36 protein-coding genes are annotated in these 25,149 nt (G+C 33.8%); 31 read left to right on the top strand and 5 right to left on the bottom strand.

Annotation, left to right across the window (positions count from 1 at the left end; all coding sequences use genetic code 11):
• Positions 1 to 49: 49 nt before the first annotated feature.
• The 22 genes from BM319_RS18670 (at position 50) to BM319_RS18570 (ending at position 17,276) form a co-directional block, all read left to right on the top strand.
• Positions 50 to 514, top strand: coding sequence for a phage terminase small subunit P27 family (locus tag BM319_RS18670; protein ID WP_091024108.1), 465 nt, complete (start codon positions 50 to 52; stop codon positions 512 to 514).
• Positions 511 to 2,199 (top strand): terminase large subunit, encoded by a 1,689-nt coding sequence (locus tag BM319_RS18665; RefSeq protein ID WP_091024106.1) that lies wholly within the window; start codon positions 511 to 513, stop codon positions 2,197 to 2,199. Before BM319_RS18670 ends, BM319_RS18665 begins: the two co-directional genes overlap by 4 nt.
• Before the next feature lie 13 nt (positions 2,200 to 2,212).
• Positions 2,213 to 2,365, top strand: a complete 153-nt coding sequence (locus tag BM319_RS24805; RefSeq protein ID WP_175495644.1) for a hypothetical protein — start codon at positions 2,213 to 2,215, stop codon at positions 2,363 to 2,365.
• Positions 2,365 to 3,675 (top strand): phage portal protein, encoded by a 1,311-nt coding sequence (locus tag BM319_RS18660; protein WP_091024104.1) that lies wholly within the window; start codon positions 2,365 to 2,367, stop codon positions 3,673 to 3,675. Before BM319_RS24805 ends, BM319_RS18660 begins: the two co-directional genes overlap by 1 nt.
• Positions 3,617 to 4,222 (top strand): HK97 family phage prohead protease, encoded by a 606-nt coding sequence (locus BM319_RS18655; protein WP_175495643.1) that lies wholly within the window; start codon positions 3,617 to 3,619, stop codon positions 4,220 to 4,222. Before BM319_RS18660 ends, BM319_RS18655 begins: the two co-directional genes overlap by 59 nt.
• Positions 4,223 to 4,244: 22 nt before the next feature.
• A complete protein-coding gene (locus tag BM319_RS18650) occupies positions 4,245 to 5,516 on the top strand; it encodes a phage major capsid protein (protein ID WP_091024100.1) in 1,272 nt (423 codons plus the stop codon).
• 61 nt (positions 5,517 to 5,577) lie between these two features.
• Positions 5,578 to 5,835, top strand: a complete 258-nt coding sequence (locus BM319_RS18645; protein WP_091024098.1) for a hypothetical protein — start codon at positions 5,578 to 5,580, stop codon at positions 5,833 to 5,835.
• Positions 5,819 to 6,091 carry a head-tail connector protein gene (locus tag BM319_RS18640; RefSeq protein WP_091024096.1) on the top strand — a complete coding sequence of 91 codons (273 nt, stop codon included), beginning with the start codon at positions 5,819 to 5,821 and terminating at the stop codon, positions 6,089 to 6,091. Before BM319_RS18645 ends, BM319_RS18640 begins: the two co-directional genes overlap by 17 nt.
• A gap of 11 nt (positions 6,092 to 6,102) precedes the next feature.
• The gene (locus BM319_RS18635) at positions 6,103 to 6,408 is read left to right on the top strand and encodes a phage head closure protein (protein WP_175495642.1); all 306 of its coding nucleotides are present in this window, start codon (positions 6,103 to 6,105) and stop codon (positions 6,406 to 6,408) included.
• The gene (locus BM319_RS18630) at positions 6,408 to 6,854 is read left to right on the top strand and encodes an HK97 gp10 family phage protein (RefSeq protein ID WP_091024092.1); all 447 of its coding nucleotides are present in this window, start codon (positions 6,408 to 6,410) and stop codon (positions 6,852 to 6,854) included. Before BM319_RS18635 ends, BM319_RS18630 begins: the two co-directional genes overlap by 1 nt.
• The gene (locus BM319_RS18625; protein WP_091024090.1) at positions 6,851 to 7,240 is read left to right on the top strand and encodes a hypothetical protein; all 390 of its coding nucleotides are present in this window, start codon (positions 6,851 to 6,853) and stop codon (positions 7,238 to 7,240) included. Before BM319_RS18630 ends, BM319_RS18625 begins: the two co-directional genes overlap by 4 nt.
• Before the next feature lie 3 nt (positions 7,241 to 7,243).
• Positions 7,244 to 7,951 carry a phage tail tube protein gene (locus BM319_RS18620; RefSeq protein ID WP_091024088.1) on the top strand — a complete coding sequence of 236 codons (708 nt, stop codon included), beginning with the start codon at positions 7,244 to 7,246 and terminating at the stop codon, positions 7,949 to 7,951.
• Between the two features lie 52 nt (positions 7,952 to 8,003).
• Positions 8,004 to 8,360, top strand: coding sequence for a hypothetical protein (locus tag BM319_RS18615; RefSeq protein WP_091024086.1), 357 nt, complete (start codon positions 8,004 to 8,006; stop codon positions 8,358 to 8,360).
• Positions 8,361 to 8,383: 23 nt separating this feature from the next.
• Positions 8,384 to 11,179 carry a phage tail protein gene (locus tag BM319_RS24800; protein ID WP_091024084.1) on the top strand — a complete coding sequence of 932 codons (2,796 nt, stop codon included), beginning with the start codon at positions 8,384 to 8,386 and terminating at the stop codon, positions 11,177 to 11,179.
• A 12-nt stretch (positions 11,180 to 11,191) separates the two neighbouring features.
• The gene (locus tag BM319_RS18605; protein ID WP_217648354.1) at positions 11,192 to 11,563 is read left to right on the top strand and encodes a DUF6711 family protein; all 372 of its coding nucleotides are present in this window, start codon (positions 11,192 to 11,194) and stop codon (positions 11,561 to 11,563) included.
• A 9-nt stretch (positions 11,564 to 11,572) separates the two neighbouring features.
• A complete protein-coding gene (locus tag BM319_RS18600) occupies positions 11,573 to 13,540 on the top strand; it encodes a hypothetical protein (protein ID WP_091024082.1) in 1,968 nt (655 codons plus the stop codon).
• Between the two features lie 11 nt (positions 13,541 to 13,551).
• On the top strand, positions 13,552 to 13,866 hold the full coding sequence (locus BM319_RS18595) for a YomQ N-terminal domain-containing protein (protein WP_091024080.1): 315 nt from the start codon (positions 13,552 to 13,554) through the stop codon (positions 13,864 to 13,866).
• Between the two features lie 11 nt (positions 13,867 to 13,877).
• Positions 13,878 to 14,126 carry a hypothetical protein gene (locus BM319_RS18590; RefSeq protein WP_091024078.1) on the top strand — a complete coding sequence of 83 codons (249 nt, stop codon included), beginning with the start codon at positions 13,878 to 13,880 and terminating at the stop codon, positions 14,124 to 14,126.
• A gap of 63 nt (positions 14,127 to 14,189) precedes the next feature.
• Complete coding sequence (locus BM319_RS18585) at positions 14,190 to 14,570, top strand: phage holin family protein (RefSeq protein ID WP_091024076.1); 381 nt, start codon at positions 14,190 to 14,192, stop codon at positions 14,568 to 14,570.
• Positions 14,554 to 15,399, top strand: a complete 846-nt coding sequence (locus BM319_RS18580; protein WP_091024074.1) for a peptidoglycan recognition protein family protein — start codon at positions 14,554 to 14,556, stop codon at positions 15,397 to 15,399. The genes BM319_RS18585 and BM319_RS18580 overlap by 17 nt, the downstream gene beginning before the upstream one ends.
• 253 nt (positions 15,400 to 15,652) lie before the next feature.
• On the top strand, positions 15,653 to 16,477 hold the full coding sequence (locus tag BM319_RS18575) for a HipA family kinase (protein WP_091024072.1): 825 nt from the start codon (positions 15,653 to 15,655) through the stop codon (positions 16,475 to 16,477).
• Positions 16,467 to 17,276 carry a DUF3037 domain-containing protein gene (locus BM319_RS18570; RefSeq protein WP_175495641.1) on the top strand — a complete coding sequence of 270 codons (810 nt, stop codon included), beginning with the start codon at positions 16,467 to 16,469 and terminating at the stop codon, positions 17,274 to 17,276. The genes BM319_RS18575 and BM319_RS18570 overlap by 11 nt, the downstream gene beginning before the upstream one ends.
• A 52-nt stretch (positions 17,277 to 17,328) precedes the next feature.
• On the opposite strand, the gene BM319_RS18565 is transcribed toward BM319_RS18570, so the two are convergent.
• The 4 genes from BM319_RS18565 to BM319_RS18550 are packed head-to-tail and all read right to left on the bottom strand — an operon-like array spanning position 17,329 to position 18,683.
• Positions 17,329 to 17,763, bottom strand: coding sequence for a hypothetical protein (locus tag BM319_RS18565; RefSeq protein ID WP_091024068.1), 435 nt, complete (start codon positions 17,761 to 17,763; stop codon positions 17,329 to 17,331).
• 11 nt (positions 17,764 to 17,774) lie between these two features.
• Positions 17,775 to 18,038: a hypothetical protein gene (locus BM319_RS18560; RefSeq protein ID WP_091024066.1), complete on the bottom strand. Its 264-nt coding sequence runs from the start codon at positions 18,036 to 18,038 to the stop codon at positions 17,775 to 17,777.
• Positions 18,039 to 18,055: 17 nt separating this feature from the next.
• Complete coding sequence (locus BM319_RS18555; protein WP_091024064.1) at positions 18,056 to 18,466, bottom strand: hypothetical protein; 411 nt, start codon at positions 18,464 to 18,466, stop codon at positions 18,056 to 18,058.
• 22 nt (positions 18,467 to 18,488) lie between these two features.
• Positions 18,489 to 18,683: a helix-turn-helix transcriptional regulator gene (locus BM319_RS18550; protein ID WP_091024062.1), complete on the bottom strand. Its 195-nt coding sequence runs from the start codon at positions 18,681 to 18,683 to the stop codon at positions 18,489 to 18,491.
• A gap of 262 nt (positions 18,684 to 18,945) precedes the next feature.
• Here BM319_RS18550 and BM319_RS25145 point away from each other — a divergent pair, with 262 nt between their 5' ends.
• From BM319_RS25145 to BM319_RS18515, 7 genes are all read left to right on the top strand, one after another.
• Positions 18,946 to 20,319 carry an FtsK/SpoIIIE domain-containing protein gene (locus tag BM319_RS25145; RefSeq protein WP_091024060.1) on the top strand — a complete coding sequence of 458 codons (1,374 nt, stop codon included), beginning with the start codon at positions 18,946 to 18,948 and terminating at the stop codon, positions 20,317 to 20,319.
• Positions 20,252 to 20,815: a replication-relaxation family protein gene (locus BM319_RS18540; RefSeq protein ID WP_286143820.1), complete on the top strand. Its 564-nt coding sequence runs from the start codon at positions 20,252 to 20,254 to the stop codon at positions 20,813 to 20,815. The genes BM319_RS25145 and BM319_RS18540 overlap by 68 nt, the downstream gene beginning before the upstream one ends.
• 14 nt (positions 20,816 to 20,829) lie before the next feature.
• Positions 20,830 to 21,294: a hypothetical protein gene (locus BM319_RS18535; RefSeq protein WP_091024056.1), complete on the top strand. Its 465-nt coding sequence runs from the start codon at positions 20,830 to 20,832 to the stop codon at positions 21,292 to 21,294.
• 1 nt (position 21,295) lies between these two features.
• A complete protein-coding gene (locus BM319_RS18530; RefSeq protein ID WP_091024054.1) occupies positions 21,296 to 21,964 on the top strand; it encodes a M23 family metallopeptidase in 669 nt (222 codons plus the stop codon).
• 4 nt (positions 21,965 to 21,968) lie between these two features.
• The gene (locus BM319_RS18525; protein WP_091024053.1) at positions 21,969 to 22,265 is read left to right on the top strand and encodes a DUF7678 domain-containing protein; all 297 of its coding nucleotides are present in this window, start codon (positions 21,969 to 21,971) and stop codon (positions 22,263 to 22,265) included.
• 55 nt (positions 22,266 to 22,320) lie between these two features.
• Positions 22,321 to 22,707, top strand: coding sequence for a competence protein ComK (locus BM319_RS18520; RefSeq protein ID WP_091024051.1), 387 nt, complete (start codon positions 22,321 to 22,323; stop codon positions 22,705 to 22,707).
• A 240-nt stretch (positions 22,708 to 22,947) separates the two neighbouring features.
• Complete coding sequence (locus BM319_RS18515; RefSeq protein ID WP_069032943.1) at positions 22,948 to 23,184, top strand: hypothetical protein; 237 nt, start codon at positions 22,948 to 22,950, stop codon at positions 23,182 to 23,184.
• Between the two features lie 167 nt (positions 23,185 to 23,351).
• On the opposite strand, the gene BM319_RS18510 is transcribed toward BM319_RS18515, so the two are convergent.
• Positions 23,352 to 23,849: a DinB family protein gene (locus BM319_RS18510; RefSeq protein WP_091024049.1), complete on the bottom strand. Its 498-nt coding sequence runs from the start codon at positions 23,847 to 23,849 to the stop codon at positions 23,352 to 23,354.
• A gap of 547 nt (positions 23,850 to 24,396) precedes the next feature.
• On the opposite strand from BM319_RS18510, the gene BM319_RS18505 reads away from it, so the two are divergent.
• On the top strand, positions 24,397 to 24,642 hold the full coding sequence (locus BM319_RS18505) for a (4Fe-4S)-binding protein (protein WP_091024203.1): 246 nt from the start codon (positions 24,397 to 24,399) through the stop codon (positions 24,640 to 24,642).
• 1 nt (position 24,643) lies between these two features.
• The gene (locus BM319_RS18500; protein ID WP_069032946.1) at positions 24,644 to 24,916 is read left to right on the top strand and encodes a GNAT family N-acetyltransferase; all 273 of its coding nucleotides are present in this window, start codon (positions 24,644 to 24,646) and stop codon (positions 24,914 to 24,916) included.
• The last annotated feature ends 233 nt before the right edge of the window (positions 24,917 to 25,149 follow it).

Genomic DNA, 25,149 nt, shown 5'->3' with positions numbered 1-25,149 from the left:
AACGCACAAAAAATTCCCCACGGGGTTTTTCAGAAGGAGGTGAGCATGTGTGGCAGGGCAAAGACAACCTATCGATTTACTTTTGATTAAGGGCAATAAGAATTTAACTAAAAAAGAGATTGAGGAACGGAAAGCAACAGAGGTTAAAGCTCCATCCGATAAGGTCAAACCACCTGCTTACCTTCCGAGTACCTTGAAAAGGGAATTTAAAAAAATAGCTGACGAGTTAATGCAAATCGGGATTATGACAAATCTTGATGTTGATGCATTAGCTCGTTTTTTAATTGCTAAAAATATGTACGTTAAAATTTCAAACCAGTTAATCGATTTGGATCCATTAAGCGAAAAGTTTGAAACACTAATAGCTCACCAGGATAAATTCTTTAAGCAATCTAGACAGTCAGCAATGGACCTAGGATTAACCATTTCTTCCAGATGTAAGTTAGTCATTCCTAAGAACGATGAAGATAAAGAAAAAAATGCTTCTCAAAAGAGATTTGGTGATCGCTTATGACACCAATTGAAAGAGTTTGGGAATATGCAAATAAAATCGTTGAAGGTGAAATAGTAGCTTGTAAAAAGCACATTTGGGCAGCACAACGTTTTATCAAAGATATTAATCGAACACAAGATGATGACTGTCTGTTTATTTTTGATGTAGATATTCTTGAAGATTTTAATGAGTGGGCAAAAGAATTTAAACACTCTGAAGGTGTATTGGCAGGACAACCAATTATCTTAACAGATTTTCAATTGTTTATCGTTGCTAATATATTTTGTTTTATCAATAAGAAAAATGGATCTAGACGATTTCGAAAGGTATACATCCAGCTTGCACGTAAGAATGCTAAATCGCAATTACTTGCTTTGATTGCAACATATGAAACTTTCCTAAGCGACGAGAAGCACAGGGTATATATTACTGGTTGGTCAAAAGAACAATCTGATGAGGTATACAATGCAGTATTGGACCAAATAAGGAATACGGACATTCTGAAAGGTACCTACAAAGACTCTTACGGAAAAGTTACCAGGATAAGAACTAACTCTATTATCCAACCACTTTCAAAAGAAACTAGGAAGTTGGGGGATGGTAAGAACCCATCTGTAGGTATTGTCGATGAGTATCATGCTCATGAAACATCTGAGATATATGATGTTATTTTATCAGGGATGGTTGCTCGTAGAAGTCCTTTAATGGTTGTAATCACGACAGCGGGATTTGATTTATCTAGACCTTGTTTTAAAGAATATCAGTATGTAACTAAAGTGTTAGATCCTGACAATACTGCAGTAGAAAACGATGATTATTTTGCATTAATCTGTGAACTTGATGAAGGGGACGATATTAAAGACGAACGTAATTGGATTAAAGCGAATCCGATTGTAGGTACCTATGAAGAAGGATTAGATTCATTGCGTTCTGATATAAAAGTAGCTTTGGAACAACCGGAAAAAATGCGCGGATTCATGACAAAGAACATGAATATCTGGGTAGACAAGAAAGAAAATGGCTACATGGAATTGAGCAAGTGGAACCTATGTGAAGAGAAATTCGATTTAGAAAACTTTCGAAATACAAAAGTTTTTGTTGGAGTCGATTTATCTGCAAAGGAAGACTTAACCAGTGTTACTTTTATGGGAAGACTAGACGGAAAGTTTGCTGCAGTTCATCACTCTTTTATTCCAGAAGATAAATATAATCAGAGAATGGCAATTCAAGATATTCGTTTTGATTTATTCGTAGAAAATGGCTTCTTAACTATTATTCCAGGTGCAGTAATTGACCAAGAAGATGTTGAGAAGTATATCGAAGAAAAGGTAAAAGAATACAATTTAGATGTAATCGAATTATGTTATGACGAATGGAATGCTTCCCAATTCGCGATAAACATGGGGAAAAAAGGCTATACATGTGTAATTATTCCTCAGTATTTAAAGGTTCTTGCAGAGCCTACTGCAGATTGGAGAATTCAAGTCTACAAAGGGAATGCAGCACATCAAGGTGATGGGTTATTGACTTGGGCAGTATCGAATGCAGTAACAATTACAGATTCGAACGCTAACTTTAAATTAGATAAAAAGCGAAGTGCAGATAAAATCGACCCTATTGCTTCTCTATTAAATGCATATGCTCGAGCAATGAGAGGTTTACCATTACCTAGTGTGTATGAAGAAAGAGGTTTTGTCTCGCTATAAGGTAGGTGAAATCATGGATAAAAATGACTATATTGGGATATTTGGTTTTCTAAGTTTTTCAATCGGTACCTATTTAGTTAGTCCAGCAGTGATGTTTTTATTATGCGGATTGCTTTGCATGGGAATAGCTGTTGTAGGAGCTAGGAAGGGGGTGAATAAAAAATAATGGGCTTCCTTACAAGTTTATTCGAAAAAAGAGATTTACCATTATCACAGGCAACGAGTGGTAGTTGGCTTTATGATCTATGGACTGGAGGGAAAACTGCTTCAGGTCAATCAGTTAATGAGTTTAGGGCAATGCAACAGGCAACTGTTTATGCTTGCCAAAGAATTATAGCTGAAACAATTGCTTCGTTAGAGTGCCGAGTATATAAGAAAAGCACTAACGGTAGTAAAGAATTAGCAGTGAAACATCCCTTATGGTCAGTCGTACACCATAAACCAAATACAGAAATACCTGCTTTTAATTTTTGGGAGACGATGGTTCATCATTTGTTATCTTATGGTAATGCTTATGCTGAAATTGTAAGAGATGGAAACGGAAAGATCGTTGAACTATGGCCACTTTTACCGGACCAAACCACTTTAGAGAGAAATCCAAAAACATTAAAGCTTTGTTATCGGACGATTATTCCTACAACCAACGAGCAAGTAGTCCTTCCTTTCGAAAAGGTGCTGCATATTGCAGGTTTAGGATACGATGGCCGACAAGGTTATAGTCCTATTCAATTAATGAGAGAAACACTTGGATTAACTCTTTCACTTGAAGAATATGGAGCAAGATATTTTGGGAACGGAGCAAAACCTGGTGGAGTCATCGAACATCCTGGGAATCTATCCGAACTAGCACAAAATAACCTTAGAAGCTCTTGGAATGAAATGCATGAAGGATTATCAAATAGTCACAGAATTGCAATTCTAGAAGAAGGAATGAAATACCATCAACTAGGACTTGCTCCAGAAGATAGTCAATTCCTCGAGAGTAGATCATTCCAAAAACGTGAAATAGCTCAGATTTATCGAGTTCCACCTCATATGATCGGTGATTTAGAAAAAGCTTCTTTTGCAAGTATGGAACAACAGTCCTTAGAGTTCGTACAAAACTGTATTAGACCATGGCTCGAAAGAATTGAACAAGCTATTCGTTTTAAATGTCTAGCAGACTTCGAAATGGACAAAATCATTGTTGAATTCAATGTAAACTCCATTCTTCGTGGTGATTCTAAAACGCGTAATGAAGTACTTCAAATTAAACGTCAAAATGGTGTCATTACTGCAAATGAGTGGAGAGAAGCTGAAGGTGATAACCCAAGCGATGACGAAGCTGCAGATAAATTACTGGTGAATAGTGCTATGGTAGCTGTAAATGCAGTAATCAATCCAATTGACCAAGTACCGAAAGGAGGTGAAGGAGAAGGTGGAAAACAAGGAAAAACGAAATCTAACACTAGTACCGGAAATTCGGGCGAAGAATAGTGAAGATGAACCAAGTAAGATTGTCGGCTATGCAGTGAAATGGGGACAACGCTCCAATACAATTGGATATTACTACAAATTTGAGGAGCGCTTCGAAAAAGGCGCTTTTTTTGATGCCATTAAAGGTGATGTAATCGCAGCCTGGAATCATGATTGGAACGAAATTTTAGGTCGTTCTACTTCTGGGACACTCTTATTAGAGGAGGATGACATTGGCTTAAGGTATGAAATTACAATGCCTTTATGGGCTGACAAGTACGTTGAAACCGTCCAACGTGGAGATGTTACTGGTTCATCATTCACTTTTGTTCCAGAAGTTGAAGAATGGGATGAAACAAGTGAAATTGCTTTAAGGACCATTAAAAAAGCAAAACTTTATGAAGTAAGTCCTGTTATTTTCCCAGCATATCCTCAATCGGAAGCTGGAGTAAGGTCAATGGAAGATGTTTTTGAGGCATTCCAACGTTCAAGAAATCCAAACAACGATGATTTTTCAAAAAAGATAGATTTAATGCGTAAGAAACTAAATTTATCAGAAAAACAATAAAAACAGTTAAGGGAGAGTCAAAATGAAGAAAATTATTGAATTAAGACAAAAACGCGCAAAAGTTGTCGCTGAATCAAGACAATTAATTGATGATGCAGAAAAAAGAGGTGGTTTTACTGCAGAAGATGATGTAGCTTATGACCGAATGAATACTGATATTGATAATTTAACGAAAGATATCGAACGTCATGAACGTCAATATCAACTTGAGCAAGAAAATAATGAGTATCGTGATGCTTCTGGTGCAGGTTTAGTAGGTGGCGAACAACGTAATGAATCACAAGAGAATGTACCATTTACTCACCGTGAAGAATACCGTTCAGCATTTAACAAGTTTTTAGTATCTGGTATGGCTGAATTAAATAACGAAGAGCGTTCTATTCTTGGTAAAGGTAGAGCTCAACTTGAAGGTCGTGCACTTTCTGCAGTAACTGGTTCAGCTGGTGGATTCACAGTTCCTCAAGGCTTTTATAATTCATTAATTGAATCATTAAAAGCATTTGGTGGAATGCGTAAAGTAAGATCTACAATTCTTCGTACTGCTACAGGAAATACGTTGCCGATTCCAAAAGTAGATGACACTGCAAACGTGGGGGCAATCGTTGGTGAAAATGCAGCTGCAGGTAATGCGACTGATCCAGTATTCGGTCAATTGAATCTAGGAGCTTATAAATATACTTCAAAAGTATTCTTAATTCCTATTGAACTATTACAAGATTCAGCGTTTGATATCGAAGCTTACATTCGTAAAATTATTGCAACTCGTATTGGTCGTATTACAAATACACATTTCACAGTAGGTACTGGTTCTGGTCAACCTACAGGTGTATTAACAAATGCAACAATAGGTAAAACAGGAACTACTGGTCAAACAACTTCAATCGTTTATGATGATTTAATCGATTTAATTCATTCTGTGGATCCAGCTTACCGTGAGTCAGGATTATGCGAATTCATGCTAAATGACAACTCGTTAAAAGCGATTCGAAAACTAAAAGATTCTCAAGGAAATCCATTATGGCAGCCTGGATTAGTCCAAGGTCAACCAGATAAAATCCTTAACTTCACTTACACGATTAACCAAGATATGCCTACTATGGCTGCAAACGCTAAGTCTCTTCTTTTCGGTGACTTATCTACTTTCATTATTCGTGATGTAATGGACCTTTCTATCTTCCGTATGGGTGAGAAATACATTGATTCTGGACAAGTAGGATTTGTAGCATTCAGCCGACATGACTCAGTTTTAACTGATACTGCAGCTGTAAAATACTATGCAAACTCTGCTACTTAATATGTATTTTTTTTAGAGCGTCCTAGTGGCGTTCTTTTATTTTATTTAGGAGGGGTTATCATTGCCAAAAGTAAAAATGAAAGTTAGTATGGCCGGAAGTGAATTTTCGTATGTTCCTGGCGATATCATCGAGGTAAGAGATGATGTAGCTGAAGCATGGGTTATTAATGATATTGCGGAAAAGTTTGTTCCACCAGAAGAAAAAGCTATCGTTCATAAAGAGGAAACTCTAGTAGAAGAGAAAGAAAAAAGCAATGAAGAAGCGAAGCCTAAAACATCACCTAAAAAGAAGGTGAAAAAAGATGCTGACACTGAATGAGGCGAAATCTTTCTTAAAAATTGATTTTGACGATGATGATTCAGATATAAATAGTTTAGTACTTGCTGCTGATCTATTTGTAGTTGGAGCATCAAGTCAAAATGTCGATAAAGAAAGTGAACTTTATAATTTAGCTTGTAAATTACTAGTGAATCACTGGTATTTAAACCGTGAAGTTGTCGGAAAGGCCGATAAACTCGCATTTTCATTAAAAGAAATTCTATTTCAATTGAAATATACTACGGTAGCGCCATGAGGGTAGGCCGTATGAACAATAAAATTACAATTCAATCTCCTCCATCGGGAAGAGATTCTACAGGTCAATCTGTTAAAGTATGGAATAATGTCCGTACAGTATGGGCATCTAAAGATTCTCTGATTGGTAAAGAGTTTTATGCTGCTAATCAGACTCAAAATAGTGTCGAAGTAAAATTTCGCACCTATTTCTATTCAGGAATGAATAATGCCATGAGAATAGTTCATGGGAATAACACTTATGAAGTAATAAATGTAAGTGATCCGGATGATTTGAAAAAAGAATTACTTTGGTACTGCAAGAAGGTGAAGAAGTAATGGTGGAAATCGAAGGATATAGGCAATTACAACAAACAATTGATCAATTGGGGAAAATACCTCAAACAATAGTTACAAAAGCAGCTCGAAAAGGTGCTAGGGTTGTTTTGCCAGAAGCGAAGAAGAAAGCTCCGGTGGAAATAGGAAATCTTAAAAGGGGAATTATTCTAAGACCAGAAAAAACAACAACTAAAGGCAAAAAAGTATTTCAAGTAGTAATGGATCGAGCTTTTAACCGTTTTTTCGTAAAAGAAAGTAAAGATGGTAAAAGAGCATATTATCCAGCTTCTCAAGAATATGGGTTCTTTAGTCGTGGTCCAAATGGTTCTAGAGGAAAATACATTCCAGGTTACAACTATTTACGTGGTGCTAATGCTTCAAAACATAACAAAGCCCAACAAATCATAATTAGAACAATGCTATCAGAGGTGGATAAATACTTATGACATTTGAAGAAGCGTTGTATTTTGAATTGAGTAGTATTCCAGAATTAAACGGTAACATTTACCCAATTCACGCTATAGAAGGTGAAGAAGGACCGTTTATGACATATTACAAGGATGATGTGAATTATCCAATCAATCTTAATGGACCATCAAATATTGTAGAAGGAACGTATGTATTAGACATCTTGCATACTTCATACAAAGAGGTTCAAACATTATTTAAATTAGTAAAAGATAAACTTATTACCTTTCTAGGGAGAAATATCGGACAAAATGGTCCATTAATTCAAATGATTAAAATTAATAATGTTAGAGATTTATATGAACAAGAATTAGATTACAATCGTTTGAATTTTAATATTGAACTTAAATACAAGGAGGTATAAAGAATGGCTACAGCTGCAATGGGTACCAAATTACAAATTGGTGCAAATAGTATTTCAGAGCTTAATTCAATTGGTGGAATGGAATTATCAGCAGACACCTTAGAAACTACCAATTTAGATAGTAATGGATGGAAAACCTTCATCCAAGGTCTAAAAGATGGTGGAGAAGTAAATATTGCTGGTTCTTTTAACCCTGCTGATACAAATGGGCAAATCGCAATTTATAATGCATTTAATTCAGGTGTTTTAACACCGTTTGTAATTTTATTCCCATCTACATTAGGGGCAAGCTGGAACTTTAGCGGAATTGTAACGAATGTAAAAACTGATGTTCAAAAAGAGGATGTTATTCCATTTGAAGCAACTATTAAAGTTAGTGGGCAACCTTCACTTGGATTAACACCATCTGGAGGGTTAACAGGATTATCATTAGCTGGTACAGGTGGAGCTTTAACACCTTCATTTAATAATGGTATTTACACATATTCATATAGTGGAGTTACTGCAACTTCTGTTACGGTTACTGCTACTGCTGCAAACCATGTATTACAGTTGTTTATTGACGGAGTATTCTCACAAGTATTAACTAGTGGATCTGCTTCTGCATCAATCCCGATGAGTGCAATTGGTTCTAAAATGCTAACAATCTTAGCAAACGAACCTGGAAAAACTCAAAAGGTTTACGAAGTCGCTGTAGTTAAAACAGCATAATTTAGGCTAGGGGCTTCCCTAGTCTTTTATTTTTTATTAGGAGGATATATCTATGAGTAAAAATAGTGAACCAGTAATTATTAAACTTGATAAACCTCGTGTTCTTCGATTTGGTCATAAAGCATTAAAACAATTAAAAGCAATGACAGGTAAAACACTTATTCAAATTGATGAAACAATTGAAAATTTAGATCCAGAAGAAATTGAAGTTTATATGTATTGTGGACTTTTAGTTGATGCAAAAAGCAATAATGAAGATTTAACTTTGGAAAAGGTTGAAGACATCTTAGAGCAAGCTGATAATTACAGATATATCATCGAAAAACTTGCAGAAGCTGTTGGTAGATCGTTTGGCGCAGATGGTGAAGAAGTAAAAAACATGATAGCGATGGACAAACAGAAGAAGTAAAAGAGTATGATTTTGATGAAACTTTGTCTATCGCTATTGAAATAGGAATTAGGGTTCAAGACTATGAAGAAATGACTCCATATGAGTTAGGGCTTCATGTGAAATCCTACAATAAACGTTTAGAAACTGAACATAAAGATAAACTCACTTTAACTTGGTTAGGTGCAGTATGGCAGAGAGCTGAAAAAATGCCTAGCTTAGAAGAAGTGATTGGTAAACAACCTTCTAAACAAGAAAAAATGCCTGCTGAACATATGCTTAACATGGTTAAAGTAATGAAAAAAGCTCAAGATACACTAAGTGGATTTCAAACTGGAATTAAAGGGATTGTAGGGAAAATAGCAGGTACTCTAGCTACTATTGGACTTGGTGCAATCGTTAAAGATGCTGCTTCTGATGCAATGAAATTTGAAGCTATGATGGGAACACTTAGTCAAACTTTAGGTTCTAGCACAAAAGATTTTGTTAAGTGGCAAGAAACAGTAGGTCGTTCACTAGGTTATTCAAAGTTACAAAGTGCTGAACTAGCTAATACACTTTCATTAAACTTTAAGACAATAGCAACAAGCCAACAAGATTTAGTTAATAAAACAACTAAAATGATGGAAACTGCCGCTATTATTGCTAATAAACGTGGTATGGCTATGAGTGAAGTTTCTGATCGTATTCGTTCTGCAATGAACCAAGAAGCCGATGGTGCAGATGAATTAGGTGTAAACGTTCGAGCTTCTGCTATCGTACAAGGTGAAGCTTATAAACAAATGGCTAATGGTACACCTTGGGCTAATCTTAGTTCTAACCAACAAAAAGCGATTCTTTACCAACATATCTTAAATTCTGTAAGTCAGAACTTAGGGGATACATTACAGAATAATACAGCTATGAAAATGTCTATGTTTACTGCTGCTTTATTAGATGCAAGGCTCGCTTTAGGTCAAGCTTTTCTGCCTATTCTTAATGCAGCTTTACCTTATCTAACAGCTTTTGCAAATAGTGTTACAAGGGCTTTAGGTGCAGTAGCTTCATTTATGAATGCTTTGTTTGGTAATAAAAATAAAGTTAAAGATGCAACGAAAACATTTAAAGTACAAACTGCAACTACGAATAAACAAACAAACTCAGTTGGTAAATTAGGTGATCAATTTACTAAAACAGGTAAAAAGGTCAAAAAAGCAGTAGATACAATGAAAAGCACTTTAGCTGGATTCGATGCTTTAAACATTCTTTCTTTTGGCATATCTAATACAACTGATCCTTCAACTGGTGGTGGAGGTTCTACTGGTGGCGGTGGTGGTGTAATTGATCCTGGTACTGGTGGTGTTGATACTGGAAGTGGTGAAGGTGCTCCACCAGATACTGGCGGTAAATGGGAAGAGTGGGCTAATAAAATAAAAGCTGCCTTAGCATCCTTGAAGCCAGAATGGGAGAACTTGAAAGAAGGTGCTGCTAAGTTCTGGCAAGGTTTAGTGGATATATGGAATACTCCTTTTATCCAAAACTTGGTTAGTGGATTGATTGAAGATACTTGGAATATTTTTAAAGCTGCTATAGATCTAGTTGCTAATTCTTTAGATATTATTGGTGACACTTTCAGTATTATAGCTGATATTCTAAATGGTAATTGGGGCAAAGCTTGGAAAGATACGAAAACATTGATCTCTGATGTTTATGATCTATTTGGTGATTTCATAGTTGATTTAGCTGGATCTAAGTTTGGTAAGTTGTTACAAGATCAATTCAATACCTTCAAAGATACATGGTCTGGCATTACAAAGAGTATTGAACAATTCGCAAAGGATGTTTTCTCTGGTAAAGTCGCTGAAAACTTAAAAACAAGCTTCACTGCTTGGTGGGATTCATTAAAAACAATTGATGTTAAAAAATGGTTTACGGATAACGTAACACCTAAAATCAGTAGTGCTTTTGATGGAATGACTGATTTAGGAAATCGAATTTGGAACAATGTAACATATGCCTTTACAACTGGTAAAGTTGGAGATATGACAAAATGGTTTAAAGATAACGTTTTAACTAAAATTTCTGATGGGTTTACTGGTACTGGAATTGGTTCAAAAGTTTGGGAGAATATTAAAGGATATTTTTTAACATTGGATGAAACGAAATGGTTTCAAGGTGTTAAGGATAATATAATGAAAGCCTTTAGTGGTACTGGCATCGGTTGGACAATCTGGCAAAATATGAAGAATTATTTCTTATCACTGGATGAAACAAGTTGGTTTAGAGGTGTGAAAGACAATGTAGCAAAAGCTTTTGGCGGTAATGGAATTGGTTCTACAATTTGGTCAAACATTAAAAGTGGGATTAGTAGTGTTGGTTCAAAAAGTATTACTAGTTGGTTTTCATCAAATGTTGCTAGTCCTATTAGAAAAGCATTTTCTAGTATTACAAACGGTTTAGGTGGATCAATCACAAGTGGTTTTAAAACTGTTTACAACAAAGCTGTTGGATTTATTAACAGTATGATTGAAGCTGTAAACAAAATGGTTAAGAAGTTAAATAAAATTCCTGGAGTTTCTGGTATTCCTACAATTGGTAAAATTCCTAAGTTAGCTAAAGGTGGTATTACTACAGGTTCAACTATTGCTAATATTGGTGAAGCTGGTCGTGAAGCAGTTTTACCATTAGAGAATAACACAGGTTGGATGGATACTTTAGCAAGCAAACTGGCTAGTTCTATGGGTGGAGGTCGCAGTGGTGACATTGTAGTTCAAGTCGGTGGTAGAGATTTGGGAAGAATTGCTCTTGGTCATATAAACGACCTTCGCAGACAATCTGGAAGACCTATTCTAAAAATATAGGAGGTTGATTTTATGGCATTCCTAGAAATCGGATCATCGGCAGGGGCAACATCCCCTGTCAAAACACCTAGTGAATTCCAAGTTACAATATTAGATTTAGATTCAGAAAAATCTACTCGAAATGCCAATGGTACTTTAGTTAGGACACGAATAGCTATTAAACGAAAAATATCTGTTACGTTTCCTCCTACTACAATTGCAGAAATGCAAACAATACTAAACGCAATCGACAATAACGGAGCAACTAGTTTTTATTGTAAGTATTTGGATCCAAAAGATGGCATCCAAACAAAACAATTTTACGTTGGTGATCGTGTCGCTCCTTTGTACAACAACGTTCTAGGCAGATGGGACAAAATATCTATGGAATTCATAGAACTGTAGGAGGGTAGTATGATAACTGCATCAAACCTCTTTAACGGTAATATGATGGCTAAATCAAGAGTAGTAGATTCTTATATTGTGGTAAATGGTACTACAACATATGACTCCAGTAAAATTGTAAATTGGGAATTTCATGATACTGTTTCTCTTTCAGATGTGTTTGAGATAGGAACAGCAATTTCCAATACGTTTACGGTAGTATTACAAAACATAACTCCTAACATTTCTCTAGACAATACTGTAATAGAGCCTTTTATTGGGGTAAATGTTGGGGGTTCTACTTATGAGTATATCTCTTTAGGTAAATTTATAATTGATGGGATTGATTATGATTCTGTTGTAAAAAGATACACAATAACAAGTTCTGATTTTATGAGAAAACTAGATATTGAATATACTTGGGTAGCTGGTACTACAGACACTATTGCGAATGTCATGTCTAGAATCTCAACTTTATCTGGAGTTTCATTAACAGGTACTTATCCAACTACTACTATAAAAAAGGTTACAGGCTTTACTTGTAGAGAAATGTTAGGATTTATGGCTGGATTAATGGCTGGATGGGGAGTAATCAACAGAACAGGATCAATAGCTGTAAAAGTTCCAAGAAGTACAGATCCAAATATAAATCCAATCTATGTTGGACCTGGAGGTTCTGGTGGACCAATTACATTTGATACAAATATATCAAACTATGTAAAAGGTAATTCGTACACAATGACTGTAAGCTCGGCAAGTAGAGCTACTTGGGATACTTTAGGAGTGAAAATTGGAGATTATATCACTAATGGAGGAACTCTTGGCGGAGGAGGTATATGGAGAGGGTTAGGTACAATAACCCAAATAAACGGTTATACCGTAACTATCCGATGTGAACAAGATGTAACAGACAGCTCTCCAGCTACTTTCCAAGACTTTATAGCAAGAAGAACTGTAGCTGATATAGTTGTAACTGACGACAATTTTTTCGATTTCCAATCAGTTAGCGACACTTACATTATTGAACAAATTACAGGTACAGACTTTAACGGCAATAAATTCACTAATGGAACTAGAGTCAATAATATGGAGTTGAGGGTCAAGAACCCATTTATAACTCAAGCTTATGTAGATAGTATTGCTGCTGTTCTATTAAATAGGGTATTCGCTCCATACGTAATGGATTGGCAAGGAAACCCAGTAGTTGAGGCAGGAGATAATTTACGGATAGACAGATTGAATACTGGCGATTACCCTTGGACAGTTGTAGTAACTGATACTGTTTGGCAGTACCCAGATTTCTCAGCTATCTCTCAACAAATATCAGAAGGAAGAGCAGTTAACTTTGCTCCAGATGATGATACAGGAGACACTATAAACGGTGGAGATATTATAAACTCTAATATCTATGGTGGATTACTGGTAAAAACAAATAGTGGAGGTTCTGGTGGACCATCCTTCGGTAATGGATATTTCGGTATTCATATGAAAAACCAAGATATGCTAGGATGTAATACATTTGCCTTTAGTGATACATCTGATTCCCAAGGAGAAGGGTTTTTATGGCTTAAATCAACAGGAGCTTCAGAAAGTACTGATGTGAATGATTATTATAATATGCGTATGGATGGTAGTGGAAATTTAAGGATTGATAATAACATAATTTTCGCAACAACTCCTACATTTACAAACTTAACATTGCAAAATGGAGCAACCATTAATAACTCACGAACACCAAAATTCACTAAATTAAATGGAATTGTGTATTTAGAAGGTGAGATTTCAGCAGGATTAGCAAATGGAACGATTGTTGCAACTTTACCTGTTGGTTATAGACCGGCAGCTTATTCATTAAATATTTTAGGTGGTCACGCTTCTAGTGCTACAACTGCTAGTTGTCTATGGTCAATAAACTTAGCTGGTCAAATAACACTTATAGTGTCTAATGGAACACATGGTGTATGTTTAAACAATATCCAATTTGTGGCTGAACAATAGGGGGCAAAAGGATGAAACAAGTCTATAAACATGATGAAAATGGAAATTACATCGAACCTGTACTAATTGGAGTAGATGAACCAATTCCATCCGATTGTACAGATGTAGAACTTCCTCAACCGAATTACAAACCTGTTTTTTTAGATGGTGTATGGGTTGAAACAATCACAGATGAAGAAATTGAGGAATTGAAAAATAAACCAGGGTCTAAATCAGAGCTTGAGACTATGAAGGAAGAAAACGCAGAATTAAAGCAGCAAATACTTCAACAAAATGAGGACATGCAAGCATTCATGGATTATATTCTAAGCACAATTGGATATTAGGAGGAAATAACGTGACAGTATATTCATTTCGTATAGGACCTTATGCAAGAGACATTTATTTATACGGTAAACAAAGTTTAGACACTATTCCTGCTGAGTACTATACACCGGCTGAAAACTACGCAGCAAAAAACTTTACAAGAGATCAAATTTCAAGAGCTTTAACTAAAGGATACATTAGTCAACTGCAATACGAAGAGACAATAGCTTTAATAACTGAAGAAGTAGTATTACCGATGTCTGCACCTGTAAACGATTAATTCTAAGGTGTATTTTTTATGCCCTGTTTTTACAGGGCTATTTTAATGGGGAGAAGGTAGATTATGGGGATAAATGTAATTGCGATATTGCCAAAGTTAATTCAAACAACTTTAATGTTTTATTTTCTTGTTAAGTTCTTAGATTTTGTAACTGGTTTACTAAAGACCTGGAAAGGTGTTTCAAAATACCAATCTAGAGTAATGCGTGATGGAATTATCAGATGGATTGGGGAATTAGTCGGGATCGTGTTTGTGTTGGCTCTCGATATTGTATTGGGTCTTAACTTCTATTTAACAGGCTTTACACTTGCTTTATTTATCTATAAAGAAGGTGGAAGTATTGTTGAAAATTTAAGAGCAATTGGTGTAGTACTTCCTGCACAAGTAGAAGAAAAATTAAAATCATTTGATAAAGGAGGGATTCAAAATGACTTGGAGAAATGAGTTTATTCCAAAGAACAAATATACAAGACCTGGTACTTTGTTAAAAGAGGTTAGAAAGATAGTTTTACATTGGACTGCTAATCCTGGCGCTCCTGCTAAAAATCATGTGAAATATTTTGGTGTTACTTTACCAGCTCAAAGTAAAGCATTAGAGCAACAAGGAAAAAAATATACTGCTGCTTCTGCTCATATCTTTGTTGATCGTAATGAATCAGTTTGTATTATTCCATTAAATGAAGTAGCTTATCATGCAAATGATGTTCATAAACGTAATGATGATGGCTCTGCTTATCGAGGGGTTAAAGAAATCGCTCCTAATGCTAACTTATATTCTTTAGGTTATGAAACGTGTGTAGAAGAAGATGGTACTATTCATCAAGATACTATTAATCGTGCAATTGCTGATATTGCAGCACTTTGTATTACTTATAAATTAACAGAAGAAGATATCGTTAGACACTTCGATGTAACAGCTAAAGATTGTCCTTCACCATTTATTAAAGAACCTGTTAAATTCGAGGACTTTAAAAAACAAGTTGGTTTAATCCTTAATCCACCTAAACCAGAAGAAAAACCAGAAGAAAGACCAGAAGAAAGACCAGAGGTAAAGCCTGTTGTTACACCTAAACCACCTGTTTATCCAGGTAAATTAATCCGGAAAGGTGACAGAAACAGTAATGTTAAACTAATTCAAGCCAAATTAGGCATTAAAGATGATGGCATTTTCGGTGCAATTACTGATAAAACAGTACGTGATTTCCAAAAGAAAAACAAACTTACTGTAGATGGAAAAGTCGGTCCTAAAACGTGGACTAAGTTATTTAACTAAAGGAGGGTTTATTAATGGCAGATTTAACAAAATTTTCTAATGCAATGTAAGAAGATCTTGAAGTAAAATATATTAAAATAACATAGATAATTCATAAAGGATATTCTTTGAAAATGTAGAACAATTTATAATATAATTCAGTGGAATTTTAAAAAGTATGATATACTTTGTCACAAAAATGATGATTTGTGTTATTATTCTTTAGAAAATAATTTAAATATAATCTAGGGGAATTAATGATGCAGGTGATCAATTGAACCAATTTAAACTTCCTTCATATAATATGGTTAAATACGAGCGTGAAATGGGTAATGGAATTACTAATCCATTACTGATGAAAACTACTGATGGACCTTATGTTGTTAAGTACTTAGGCAATGAGCACGGTACACGAATATTAATAAATGAATATATTTGTTATAAATTAGCAAAGCTAATGGAGATTCCAATTCCGGATGCCGCACTAATAACTATTGATGAAGAAACTTTGAAACGTGAGGATTCATTAGTTAAACTAGGAGTGCAATCAGGAGTTCATTTTGGTAGTAAATTGGTACAAAGGGCTGAACCTTCTATTCAGCTTCCATTATTAAGATTAGTCAAAAATAAGGAGGATATACCCTCCATTATTTTATTTGATCAATTCATTTATAATGATGATAGGACCAGGAACAAAGGAAATCTATTGGTCGATATTAAAGAAAAAAGGTTATTAGCAATTGATCATAGTCATACATTTAAATTAGGTACTTTATGGGATGAATTAGAGTTAAAAAAAATTCTCGATGAAGAGTTGTGTTTAGTTAAAGAGTTTCACGCGCATAATTATAAAGTACTATTAAAGTTTGTGAACGGAAATAACCCTTTTAATAAAATTATTAAAACAATACAGGGCATCCAAAAAAGTGATATCAATTTGTGTTTTGAAGGATTACCAACTCAATGGGAATTAAGTAAAAAAGACGAAGATGCATTGAAAAATTTTATTTGGTACAGAATAGAAAATACACCAAGGTTTTTAACATTATTAAAAGAACAGTGTCATGATTGGAAAGGAGGCGATGAATTTGAATTCTAAAGTAATTTTCTATGCAGTTTGTAGATATGTACCTGATATCCTAAGGGACGAATTTATTAACGTTGGAGTTGTAACGTATATTCCTCAACTAGGAGAATCGAAATTCTTTAAAGCTAAAAACTTAACTCGTGTGAAAAATTTTGATGATGAATTGGAAATGGAAGTACTTAAAGCTCTATTAGAATCGCTTGAAATTCAATTTAATAATCGTCTCCAACCATTAAAGGTGCCAAATGATACAATACTTAAAAATGAACTCGTTTATTTCGTAAATCAGATTCAATTTAGTCCTATAAGGGCTTTAAACAGTTCATCTGTTGAAGAGGACCTTAGAGATCTTTGTGATATGTACCTATATTATGATCAAAAAAAATCGAATAGAATAAATGCGGATAGAGTTAGAAGATTAGTGTCCAAGCTATTTACTCAAAACCAGAATTTAAATGTAGATAGGCATCCTAATCAACAAAATGAATTTAAGCAAAAACCCTTTGATTTCTCAATAGACTTAGAGGGTCATCAAACATTAATTAAAACTTTGAGTTTCGATTACAATAATGAAAATAGATTTTATAACGAAATAAAATCTATTTTATATGATTTAGATCATTTTCTAAATTTAGGTGAAAATATAAAAATTGTTATTAATAACACTGATATAGAGAAAGAATTCGAAAAATTAGCTTATAATCTTTTAAGGAAAAAAACGGATGTACTCACGGTTCAACAATTTGCTGAACTCATAAACAATTCTAGCTATAAAATTGAACAACTAAACTTATTTCATGAGGTAAATTAATAAAGTAAAACCCTGTTACCATTTGGTAGCAGGGTTATTTATTTATAACTATTTAAGTAAATAAATTTGTGAATCCTTTTACTAGGGGAGAAATCCCATTTACTACTGATTGAACAGTGTCGATTTTTTCCAGTAGTGATTTCTTATTTTCTTCAGTTGGAGCCTCTTGTAATTGTGAGAATGCTTTTTCTAATGAATCAACCTTATTTTTAAGCTCTGAAATTTGATCAGCAATGTTTTCTTTGTTTATTATTGTCGTATTCTCATCAAAATGGGATTCTCCCAAGGCAGTAATTTTTGCCCTTTTCATTTTTCCTGATTCAGTCCGATGCAATTCGATAAAATTGTTTTTTTCAAGAACAGCTAAATCAACTTCAATATGAGACCTATCTTTATTAACTTTAGAAGCCAATCTATTTAAATTAACTCCGTCTTCTCTTTTTTCTTCTTTTATCCTGTATAGTAAATCCCTTTGTAACTTATTCAAATTAATCACTCCTATTTAACTTCAGGAACACTAATAGCTGACTCCTTCACAACTCCATTTTCAATCCTCAATGCAATTGTTCCTAACCATCTTTCCATATTCGGTTTCATTTCCATAGTGCAGCTGAAGAATCTAACATGAACAGATTCCTTAGTATCTTTAGTAATTACAGGGCAAGCAAGTAAATTCCCCAAACGTTTTACTGCAGCTTCTTTCTTCATTCCGACTATTTCTTTCTTGATGAACGATTCATAGTAGTTTTTTAGTGGAAACATAAATCACCTTTAAATATTTATTTCATATCTTTGAATGCTTTAATAAGATCATCGTTTTTATTATATACCACTAATAAAAATTTCCCATTACGAACAATAGTTGTATCTGGAAAAGTCGTTTCTGGTGCATCTGATTTAAATTCGTATATTTCTATTTCATTTCCATTAGCAGTTGTATATCCGTATCCGTTAATAGCTTGGATCATTTGATACATTTGTTGGTCCTTATTTGTTAATTTAAATCCCTTTTCGTTAAGGTATTTTTCTACTGCAGCTAGATCGTTAATTTGTGTTGTTTCTTGTTTTGGTTCTTGCTTTGTTTCTTGTTTAACTTCTTTCTTAGGTTCTTTAGTTGCTGCTTCTTGCGAGCTGCAAGCACCTAGTAAAGTTGTTAATGCGATTAATCCACTGATTAATACTTTATTCATTTTGCCTATTTCCCCTTTTGGTTTATTTTTCCAAAGTATACATTTCATCTACAGAACAATTCAATAATTTAGCTAATTTAAATAATTTATCTGCTGGTGGATAAAGTTCTCCTTTGATCCACTTACTAAAATGTTGTGGTGTTACTCCAATTTCTTTTGCAATAAAACCTTTCTTAAATCCCTTTTCCGTTATGATCTTTTCTAAGTTACATTTCATATATATCACCAGTTATATAATTCTAGTACAATTCATCATTTCCTTTATTAATCTTTTTCTTACAAAAAATGAATTTATTTCTTCATGGACAGACAATATTAGACGAATACCTACATATGATTCTAAATATACGGTAAGTGAAAAAATCGAAACACACTTACAGCGTACAACAAAGTTGTTATTACTGTAAGGTTTGTAGCAACTTTTATCTATTCGTTTGAAGTGCAACTATTACTTACAGTAATAAAAGGAGGGGTGGCGAATGATCTTTGAATTGCTGACCACAACTAGCGCTTTAGGTGTAAGTGCTTTAGCAACTTATTACAAAAAGAATTTTAGTAAAGATGGAGATAAGATTTTAAAAATTGCAGAAAATTGTGGTTTGTACAAAAAAGATGATCGTTTGAGATTATTCAGACGAACTTACAACAAAAAAGAAAAATATACCGAATATGTTTTTAAAATTCCATTAGGACTAGAATTGAAAGATTTCACAGATAAGTATGGAAAGTTCAAAGATGGCTTAAACAACAAAAGTATGAATGTAGTGAGTTTAAATGATTTTAAGAATCTAAAATTTGATAAAACAATTATCCAACAAATACAGGATATTTTTAATAAGCGTATCCACTTAGTTAAAGAGATTACTATGAGTTATGACGGAATGTTAATAATGAAGGTGTTTGATGAAGGATTAAAAGAGTTTTATCCAATCTCACAGCCGATTATGAAAAAGTGTAAACCTTGGACTATTAAACTAGGTAAAGGACTTGGAAAAGAAATTACTCATAATTTTGAAGAAAGTCCTCATGTATTAGTTGGTGGAGCTACAGATATGGGTAAAAGTAATATTTTGAATCTAATCATTTCTACATTGCTCTTAAATCATGAAGATGATGTTGAATTTACTTTAATTGATTTAAAAGGCGGTTTAGAGTTTTCAACTTATGAATGTATTAAGCAGACTATGAATTTCGCTACAAATGCTGAAGAATCTTATGTTGCTTTAAATAATGTTGTAGTGGATATGGAAGCAACGTTCCAGGAACTAAGAAGAAAAGGGAAAAAGAATGTAAAAGAATTAGAATCTAAAAAAAGACACTTTGTAATTATAGATGAAGCAGCAGAATTATCTTCTGCTGGTGAACAAGATAAAGAAGAAAAAGCTTTAAAGATTGAATGTGAAAATCTAATAAAAGATATAGCTAGACGAGGTAGAGCAAGCGGTATTCGTTTAATCTATGCTACTCAATATCCAACTACTGAAATTGTAAGCAGCCAGGTTAAACGTAATTTATTAACTCGCATTAGTTTAGCAGTAGATACAGGAACAGCAAGTACAGTTATTTTAGATGAAACTGGAGCAGAAGAATTACCTTTGATAAAAGGAAGATCCATTTACAAACGAACAAAAAAGGAAACTATGCAATCTTATTTTATTGATAACAATACCATTGATGAAATTGTATCTAAGCAACCTAAGAGAAAGTTTTCTAAAGAGGGGGTTATCTTTGATGCACCATTCCAAAGTCAAGCGACTCCAGAGAGAGGAGGGTATATTACAGAGTTTGAAGAGGTTGGATTATCTGACAACAAGCCAAATACAAATATTACACAATCTAAAAAGCGAACGTAATGCACAAAGAGTTCTAAAGCAAATGAGTGACTATGTAAATGTTGTTAAACAAGGACAATATATATATTTTCTAAATGCAAAGGGTAGAGGAATAGTAGATTGTAAGAAAGTAAGGAAGTCTACAGGGAACTTTTTACACTTTGTAATGCGAAATGCTTTATATATCGCTTATGGTATGCCCACAAGCTGGAAGAATGAAATAAAGATTAGCAGTAAAGGAGCAACTAAAAAAGACACAGTAGTAAATATAGCCGATGCACTTTTTAAATATCAAGACACTTATCATATTGTAGAAGTGGATAATGAGCAAAGTATGGCTAACAACCGTAAGAAAATTGATAAATACAATCAACTAATAAATAGAAAAGCATTCGGTGAATATCCTCCAGTTATGATTTGGATTACTACAACTGAATTAAGGAGAAAACAATTAACTGATCTATGCACTAAGTATGGTATTACATCACAAGTTTTTACAGCTAATGACTTTATCTAAAGGGGAGATTAAGTATGTTTAGAAAAAAAGAAACTTATACAATTAAAGAATTTATGAATAGATGGAAAGAACCAAAAGTAGAAGTAGTACCATTAACCGAGTGGGAACTTAAAAAAGCTAAAGAAGCAGGTGTTATTGCAGGTTTTACTTTACCTTTATTATTTACAGGGGCATTGAAAAGTACAAAAGTATTAGCAGCTTCAACTTATTCAGATCCAGCAGGAGCAGTAGAAGTAGCTGGAAAAGTGGATATGTATCATAAAATGATTGTTGCATTTGATCCTTTAATCGGATTAGTTCAAGCTTTAGCTTATCCAGTATGTATGGTAGTTGTTTTAGGTGGTGCATTATTTATTATGATCGGTAATAAAGAAAAAGGATTCGCAATGATGCAAGGAGCTGGATTAGGTTACGTATTGGTCCAAATGACCCCAATTATTTTAAATATCTTAGTAGATGCAATGAAAGCTGTTGTTTGATATGAAAGTTAATATTACTTGTCGATATGGTGAGATAAGTAAATCCCATCCTCATGGACATACAGGAATTGATTTCAGTTTTCCAGAAGGTTCACCAATACATGCAATTAAAAGTGGTGTAGCTCATGTTGTAGACTATGGAAATAAAAACATTGGAAAAGGAGTTATCATTAAACATTCTGATGGCAGCAAAGATATATATGGGCATTTAAGCGAAATAGGCGTAAAAGAAGGTCAACATATTTATGCTGGTGATGAATTAGGTTTAACAGGTGGTACATTAGGAACACCAGGAGCAGGGCATAGCACAGGCGCACATCTTCATTTTGGTATGAAAGATGCTCAAGGTCATTATATTGATCCTAGTCATCATATACACGGTATTCTAAACCAAGCGAAAGAACATCATTGGTATGACTTTTTAACAACTGTAAAAGGTGTTTTATATAATTTTGCTGTAGATCCGAAAGGGTGGTTTTATGAGCAAGTCGTTAAATTTATTGAAGGTGCTTGGATTGACATTTTGCAAAATTGCATTAGTGCATTACCTTTCTGTGCCATTGTGGGCGGTAGTGTGTATATACTTGTTAATCTCTTTAGTAAAAAACTGGCGAAAGCGAGCTTCATTAGCACAGTAATTTATGGAATGATTATGTCTAATATGGGGTGATTTAATGAAAAATGAAACTGAAGTTGTTAAGAAGAAATTTACCTATCGTAGAAATCCTAAACATCCGATTATTGTTACTGGCACATATGGCTTTTACACTTACAAAGCTAAATTGTTAAATGATCCAATAAAAGAAGGAATTGCAAATGGCCGTATAATTCAATTAAAAGTGTTGAGCAATGGTTTAGAGTTAGTTTTCTATGATGAAGGTTGGTTCTATGGCAAAGACTTTTTAAGTATTTATGTACCAATCGTGAAGAAGTTAGAACGGATTAAAAAGAAAGAGGGTGTAAAACGGTGAATAACAGGCTCCCAATAGCGTAAAATCAACGTTTATATTATTTAGGTCTATTACTATGCGTAGAGGTAGGCGTGAAGGAACGAAACAAATGATTTCCATCACTCATAAACCACCAATAGCAATCAGCTCAATGAATCAAATTTTCTTTTTCCCCACTTCATCTTCTTTAAAAGTAGAATGTTCTTGGATCTCCTACAATCATGTTGCTAATTTCAGAGGCGGTAAATACAATCGTTCAGTCGTTGAATTTTTCAATGGTGTTGAACTTCCATTAGAAATATCTCGTGGTTCATTTGAAAACCAATTATACCGAACTGCACATTTAAGAGCTATTTATGAAGACCGACTAAATCCTGAAAATACCCAACAGAAATCTTATAAATTAATCCCTGATAACGAAATTACCTCCTATATAAAAGGAATTTCAATACACGAAAAATAAAAATGAAAGATTAAAATTTTGACTACTTAACATTTTAGTAAAGTAGTTTTTTTATGGGGATTATTTGTAAAATATGTAGAAGAAAAGATTATTGAGAAGTTCAGAAATTTAGTCCTTTTGATTCTTAATTAGAAGGAGCTTTTAAAGTAGATTGTTGATTTCTTATTCAACTAGCTGGCAGTTTAGTTGAATAAATATGATAAAATAATGTGAAAAAGAGGGAATCATAGAGGAGTCAACATGACTATTTTTATGTATATTTTTGCTGTTTTTTCATTTTTTGGTTTGATATTTTTTTCATTTAAAAATAAAGAGTTTTATCAAAATGAAAGTATCGATGTAGGCACTTCAGATGTTTTAGGAGATATATTATTAAATATCATTGATTTCTTACCTTGGTATTTAAAAAAGCTATTTATTATGCTTCTTTTCTTGGGATTATGCATATTTTGTATTTGTTATTTTATTTTTTCGTAATGGATTGTTTATTCAACTAACGATTCATTAGTTATATAAGAATTTCTACTACTTTTAATTAAATTTCTATAAACACTTATATCACTTCTTATTCAAAAAAGGGCAAACAGGAAAAATAGGAGCCTCATTGACTCCCATGTGTTATGAAATTACTATTGATCCAAAGTTTAGGCTGGATATCCTCCGGTTGGTGGTGGCCAAGCGCTAAATAATCTGCGTATTAGTACGATTTCACCTAAATGATAGGAGTTGTGAGATGCAATATTGCGTAGCACACCACCTGGTGATTCGCCTGGCCATTTCTCCAATGATTTGTCTAATTGAACAGTTTGGGCAATCGAACATGCCTGTTCTATCCCTTGAAGAAAATGCTGAATAACTTGTTTCCACTCTTCCTCATTACTTGGCCCCTCTTCAATAGGCCAGCTTTCTTTTACATCGGAAGGTAATTCTGGTTTCTCCCCTTGTGCGAATAATAAGAGAAATTCTTGCCAGTATGTCATGTGTTTGACTAATTGATAAATAGTATAAGGTAACTCTTCTATTCTTTTCCCTGCAAGATCCATGTTTATATCCAACAAAGCATTCTTGATAGGAAGATGACCACGTTCTCCTCTTAATGATTTTATTAATGTGTCACTAAACGCTTTATTTGATTGCTCCATAAAACCGACTCCCAACATTCTAGTTCAAATTCACTGAATTTTTTTTTACTTTCTATTATCGAAAAAATCACTGTTCACATTAGTCAACTCTAATTTTTCATCTAAATCATTTGAAGATAAAGCAACCAATCTTTAACTGATTACAGTACATCTTCATTTTTTTTAATTATACTGATTAGAGTAAACTCTAAGTCAATAGATAAATGAATGATTAAAAGCTCTTACTTCTTCTTTAACTACTCTGCCAAATAATCCAATATAAAAAGCCAGTTAAGAGACTTGTACTCTGATTCAACTAACGCATTGCGTTAGGACTATAAAGAATTAACAACTACTAAACCAAAAAATAAATTTAAAATGATTACATTTCTTTTTTTTGTTTAATGCTCTCTGTAGAGTCAATTATTATAACTGTTTTAGCAAGCTAAATTCTTATATAGTATTGGTTCCGGTCAAAAAAAAAACTCAGACAAAGGAAAAAACACCCCAAAAGTCGTATAAATAATTATCGACAATTTGGAGGTGCAAAATGAAAAGAGAGAATGAAATGAATAAAGAAGACCTACTAAATAAAGGATATCGGAAATATTCAGGAGAAGAGATTGAAGTTTATTTCAGCAAAGATATCTGTACACATTCAGGTAATTGTGTAAGGACAATGCCGACAGTGTTTGATACAAAAAGAAAGCCATGGATTCTTGCTGATAATGGAGAAGTAGATTCAGCTATGAAAACGATCGATTTATGTCCAAGTGGCGCACTACAATATATTTATAAAAAGGATGAAAAATAATATGAATATTGAAAAGACAGAGAAAAAACACTTCATTGAGAATGAAGAAGGGAAAATCGTCGCTGAAATTACATTTGTACATGCTGGAGTATCAAGAGTGATCATTGATCATACTTTTGTCGATGAATCCTTGCGAGGACAAAAAATTGCCAGTAAACTTGTTGCTTCTGTTGTAGAAGAGATGAGAGAACAAGACAAAAAGATTGTGCCACTTTGTCCATTTGCTAAGGCTGAATTCGAACGCAAAAAGGAATATCAAGATATGCTTGCGTAAATATACACATTATTAAATGGTGGTAACAATCGACCCTTTTTACATTTTTTTCTATCCATCATGTTAACATCATTACATATGAGTATCAAAAAGGGATGTATAGAAAAGTCAGGGGAGTTAAAATGATTAATGATAGAATAAATTAGATGGACATTTAAGCATTATAATTTGGGATTCACAGCTTGGGCGTGGCTTATAGAAAGATATAAGCTATACAATGGAGCTATTAGTTT

The organism is Bacillus sp. UNCCL81 (assembly GCF_900112535.1).
GTDB lineage: Bacteria > Bacillota > Bacilli > Bacillales > Bacillaceae_G > Gottfriedia > Gottfriedia luciferensis_B.
Note: the sequence above shows the minus strand (reverse complement) of the source record. Positions and strands in the feature narration are given on the sequence as shown.

Coding starts and splice junctions, on each gene's coding strand:
- BM319_RS18665 (WP_091024106.1), top strand. CDS start 511: ATGACACCAATTGAAAGAGTTTGGGAATATGCAAATAAAATCGTTGAA.
- BM319_RS24805 (WP_175495644.1), top strand. CDS start 2,213: ATGGATAAAAATGACTATATTGGGATATTTGGTTTTCTAAGTTTTTCA.
- BM319_RS18660 (WP_091024104.1), top strand. CDS start 2,365: ATGGGCTTCCTTACAAGTTTATTCGAAAAAAGAGATTTACCATTATCA.
- BM319_RS18650 (WP_091024100.1), top strand. CDS start 4,245: ATGAAGAAAATTATTGAATTAAGACAAAAACGCGCAAAAGTTGTCGCT.
- BM319_RS18640 (WP_091024096.1), top strand. CDS start 5,819: ATGCTGACACTGAATGAGGCGAAATCTTTCTTAAAAATTGATTTTGAC.
- BM319_RS18635 (WP_175495642.1), top strand. CDS start 6,103: ATGAACAATAAAATTACAATTCAATCTCCTCCATCGGGAAGAGATTCT.
- BM319_RS18630 (WP_091024092.1), top strand. CDS start 6,408: ATGGTGGAAATCGAAGGATATAGGCAATTACAACAAACAATTGATCAA.
- BM319_RS18625 (WP_091024090.1), top strand. CDS start 6,851: ATGACATTTGAAGAAGCGTTGTATTTTGAATTGAGTAGTATTCCAGAA.
- BM319_RS18620 (WP_091024088.1), top strand. CDS start 7,244: ATGGCTACAGCTGCAATGGGTACCAAATTACAAATTGGTGCAAATAGT.
- BM319_RS18615 (WP_091024086.1), top strand. CDS start 8,004: ATGAGTAAAAATAGTGAACCAGTAATTATTAAACTTGATAAACCTCGT.
- BM319_RS18605 (WP_217648354.1), top strand. CDS start 11,192: ATGGCATTCCTAGAAATCGGATCATCGGCAGGGGCAACATCCCCTGTC.
- BM319_RS18600 (WP_091024082.1), top strand. CDS start 11,573: ATGATAACTGCATCAAACCTCTTTAACGGTAATATGATGGCTAAATCA.
- BM319_RS18595 (WP_091024080.1), top strand. CDS start 13,552: ATGAAACAAGTCTATAAACATGATGAAAATGGAAATTACATCGAACCT.
- BM319_RS18585 (WP_091024076.1), top strand. CDS start 14,190: ATGGGGATAAATGTAATTGCGATATTGCCAAAGTTAATTCAAACAACT.
- BM319_RS18580 (WP_091024074.1), top strand. CDS start 14,554: ATGACTTGGAGAAATGAGTTTATTCCAAAGAACAAATATACAAGACCT.
- BM319_RS18560 (WP_091024066.1), bottom strand. CDS start 18,038: ATGTTTCCACTAAAAAACTACTATGAATCGTTCATCAAGAAAGAAATA.
- BM319_RS18555 (WP_091024064.1), bottom strand. CDS start 18,466: ATGAATAAAGTATTAATCAGTGGATTAATCGCATTAACAACTTTACTA.
- BM319_RS18550 (WP_091024062.1), bottom strand. CDS start 18,683: ATGAAATGTAACTTAGAAAAGATCATAACGGAAAAGGGATTTAAGAAA.
- BM319_RS25145 (WP_091024060.1), top strand. CDS start 18,946: ATGATCTTTGAATTGCTGACCACAACTAGCGCTTTAGGTGTAAGTGCT.
- BM319_RS18535 (WP_091024056.1), top strand. CDS start 20,830: ATGTTTAGAAAAAAAGAAACTTATACAATTAAAGAATTTATGAATAGA.
- BM319_RS18530 (WP_091024054.1), top strand. CDS start 21,296: ATGAAAGTTAATATTACTTGTCGATATGGTGAGATAAGTAAATCCCAT.
- BM319_RS18525 (WP_091024053.1), top strand. CDS start 21,969: ATGAAAAATGAAACTGAAGTTGTTAAGAAGAAATTTACCTATCGTAGA.
- BM319_RS18520 (WP_091024051.1), top strand. CDS start 22,321: ATGCGTAGAGGTAGGCGTGAAGGAACGAAACAAATGATTTCCATCACT.
- BM319_RS18515 (WP_069032943.1), top strand. CDS start 22,948: ATGACTATTTTTATGTATATTTTTGCTGTTTTTTCATTTTTTGGTTTG.
- BM319_RS18510 (WP_091024049.1), bottom strand. CDS start 23,849: ATGGAGCAATCAAATAAAGCGTTTAGTGACACATTAATAAAATCATTA.
- BM319_RS18505 (WP_091024203.1), top strand. CDS start 24,397: ATGAATAAAGAAGACCTACTAAATAAAGGATATCGGAAATATTCAGGA.
- BM319_RS18500 (WP_069032946.1), top strand. CDS start 24,644: ATGAATATTGAAAAGACAGAGAAAAAACACTTCATTGAGAATGAAGAA.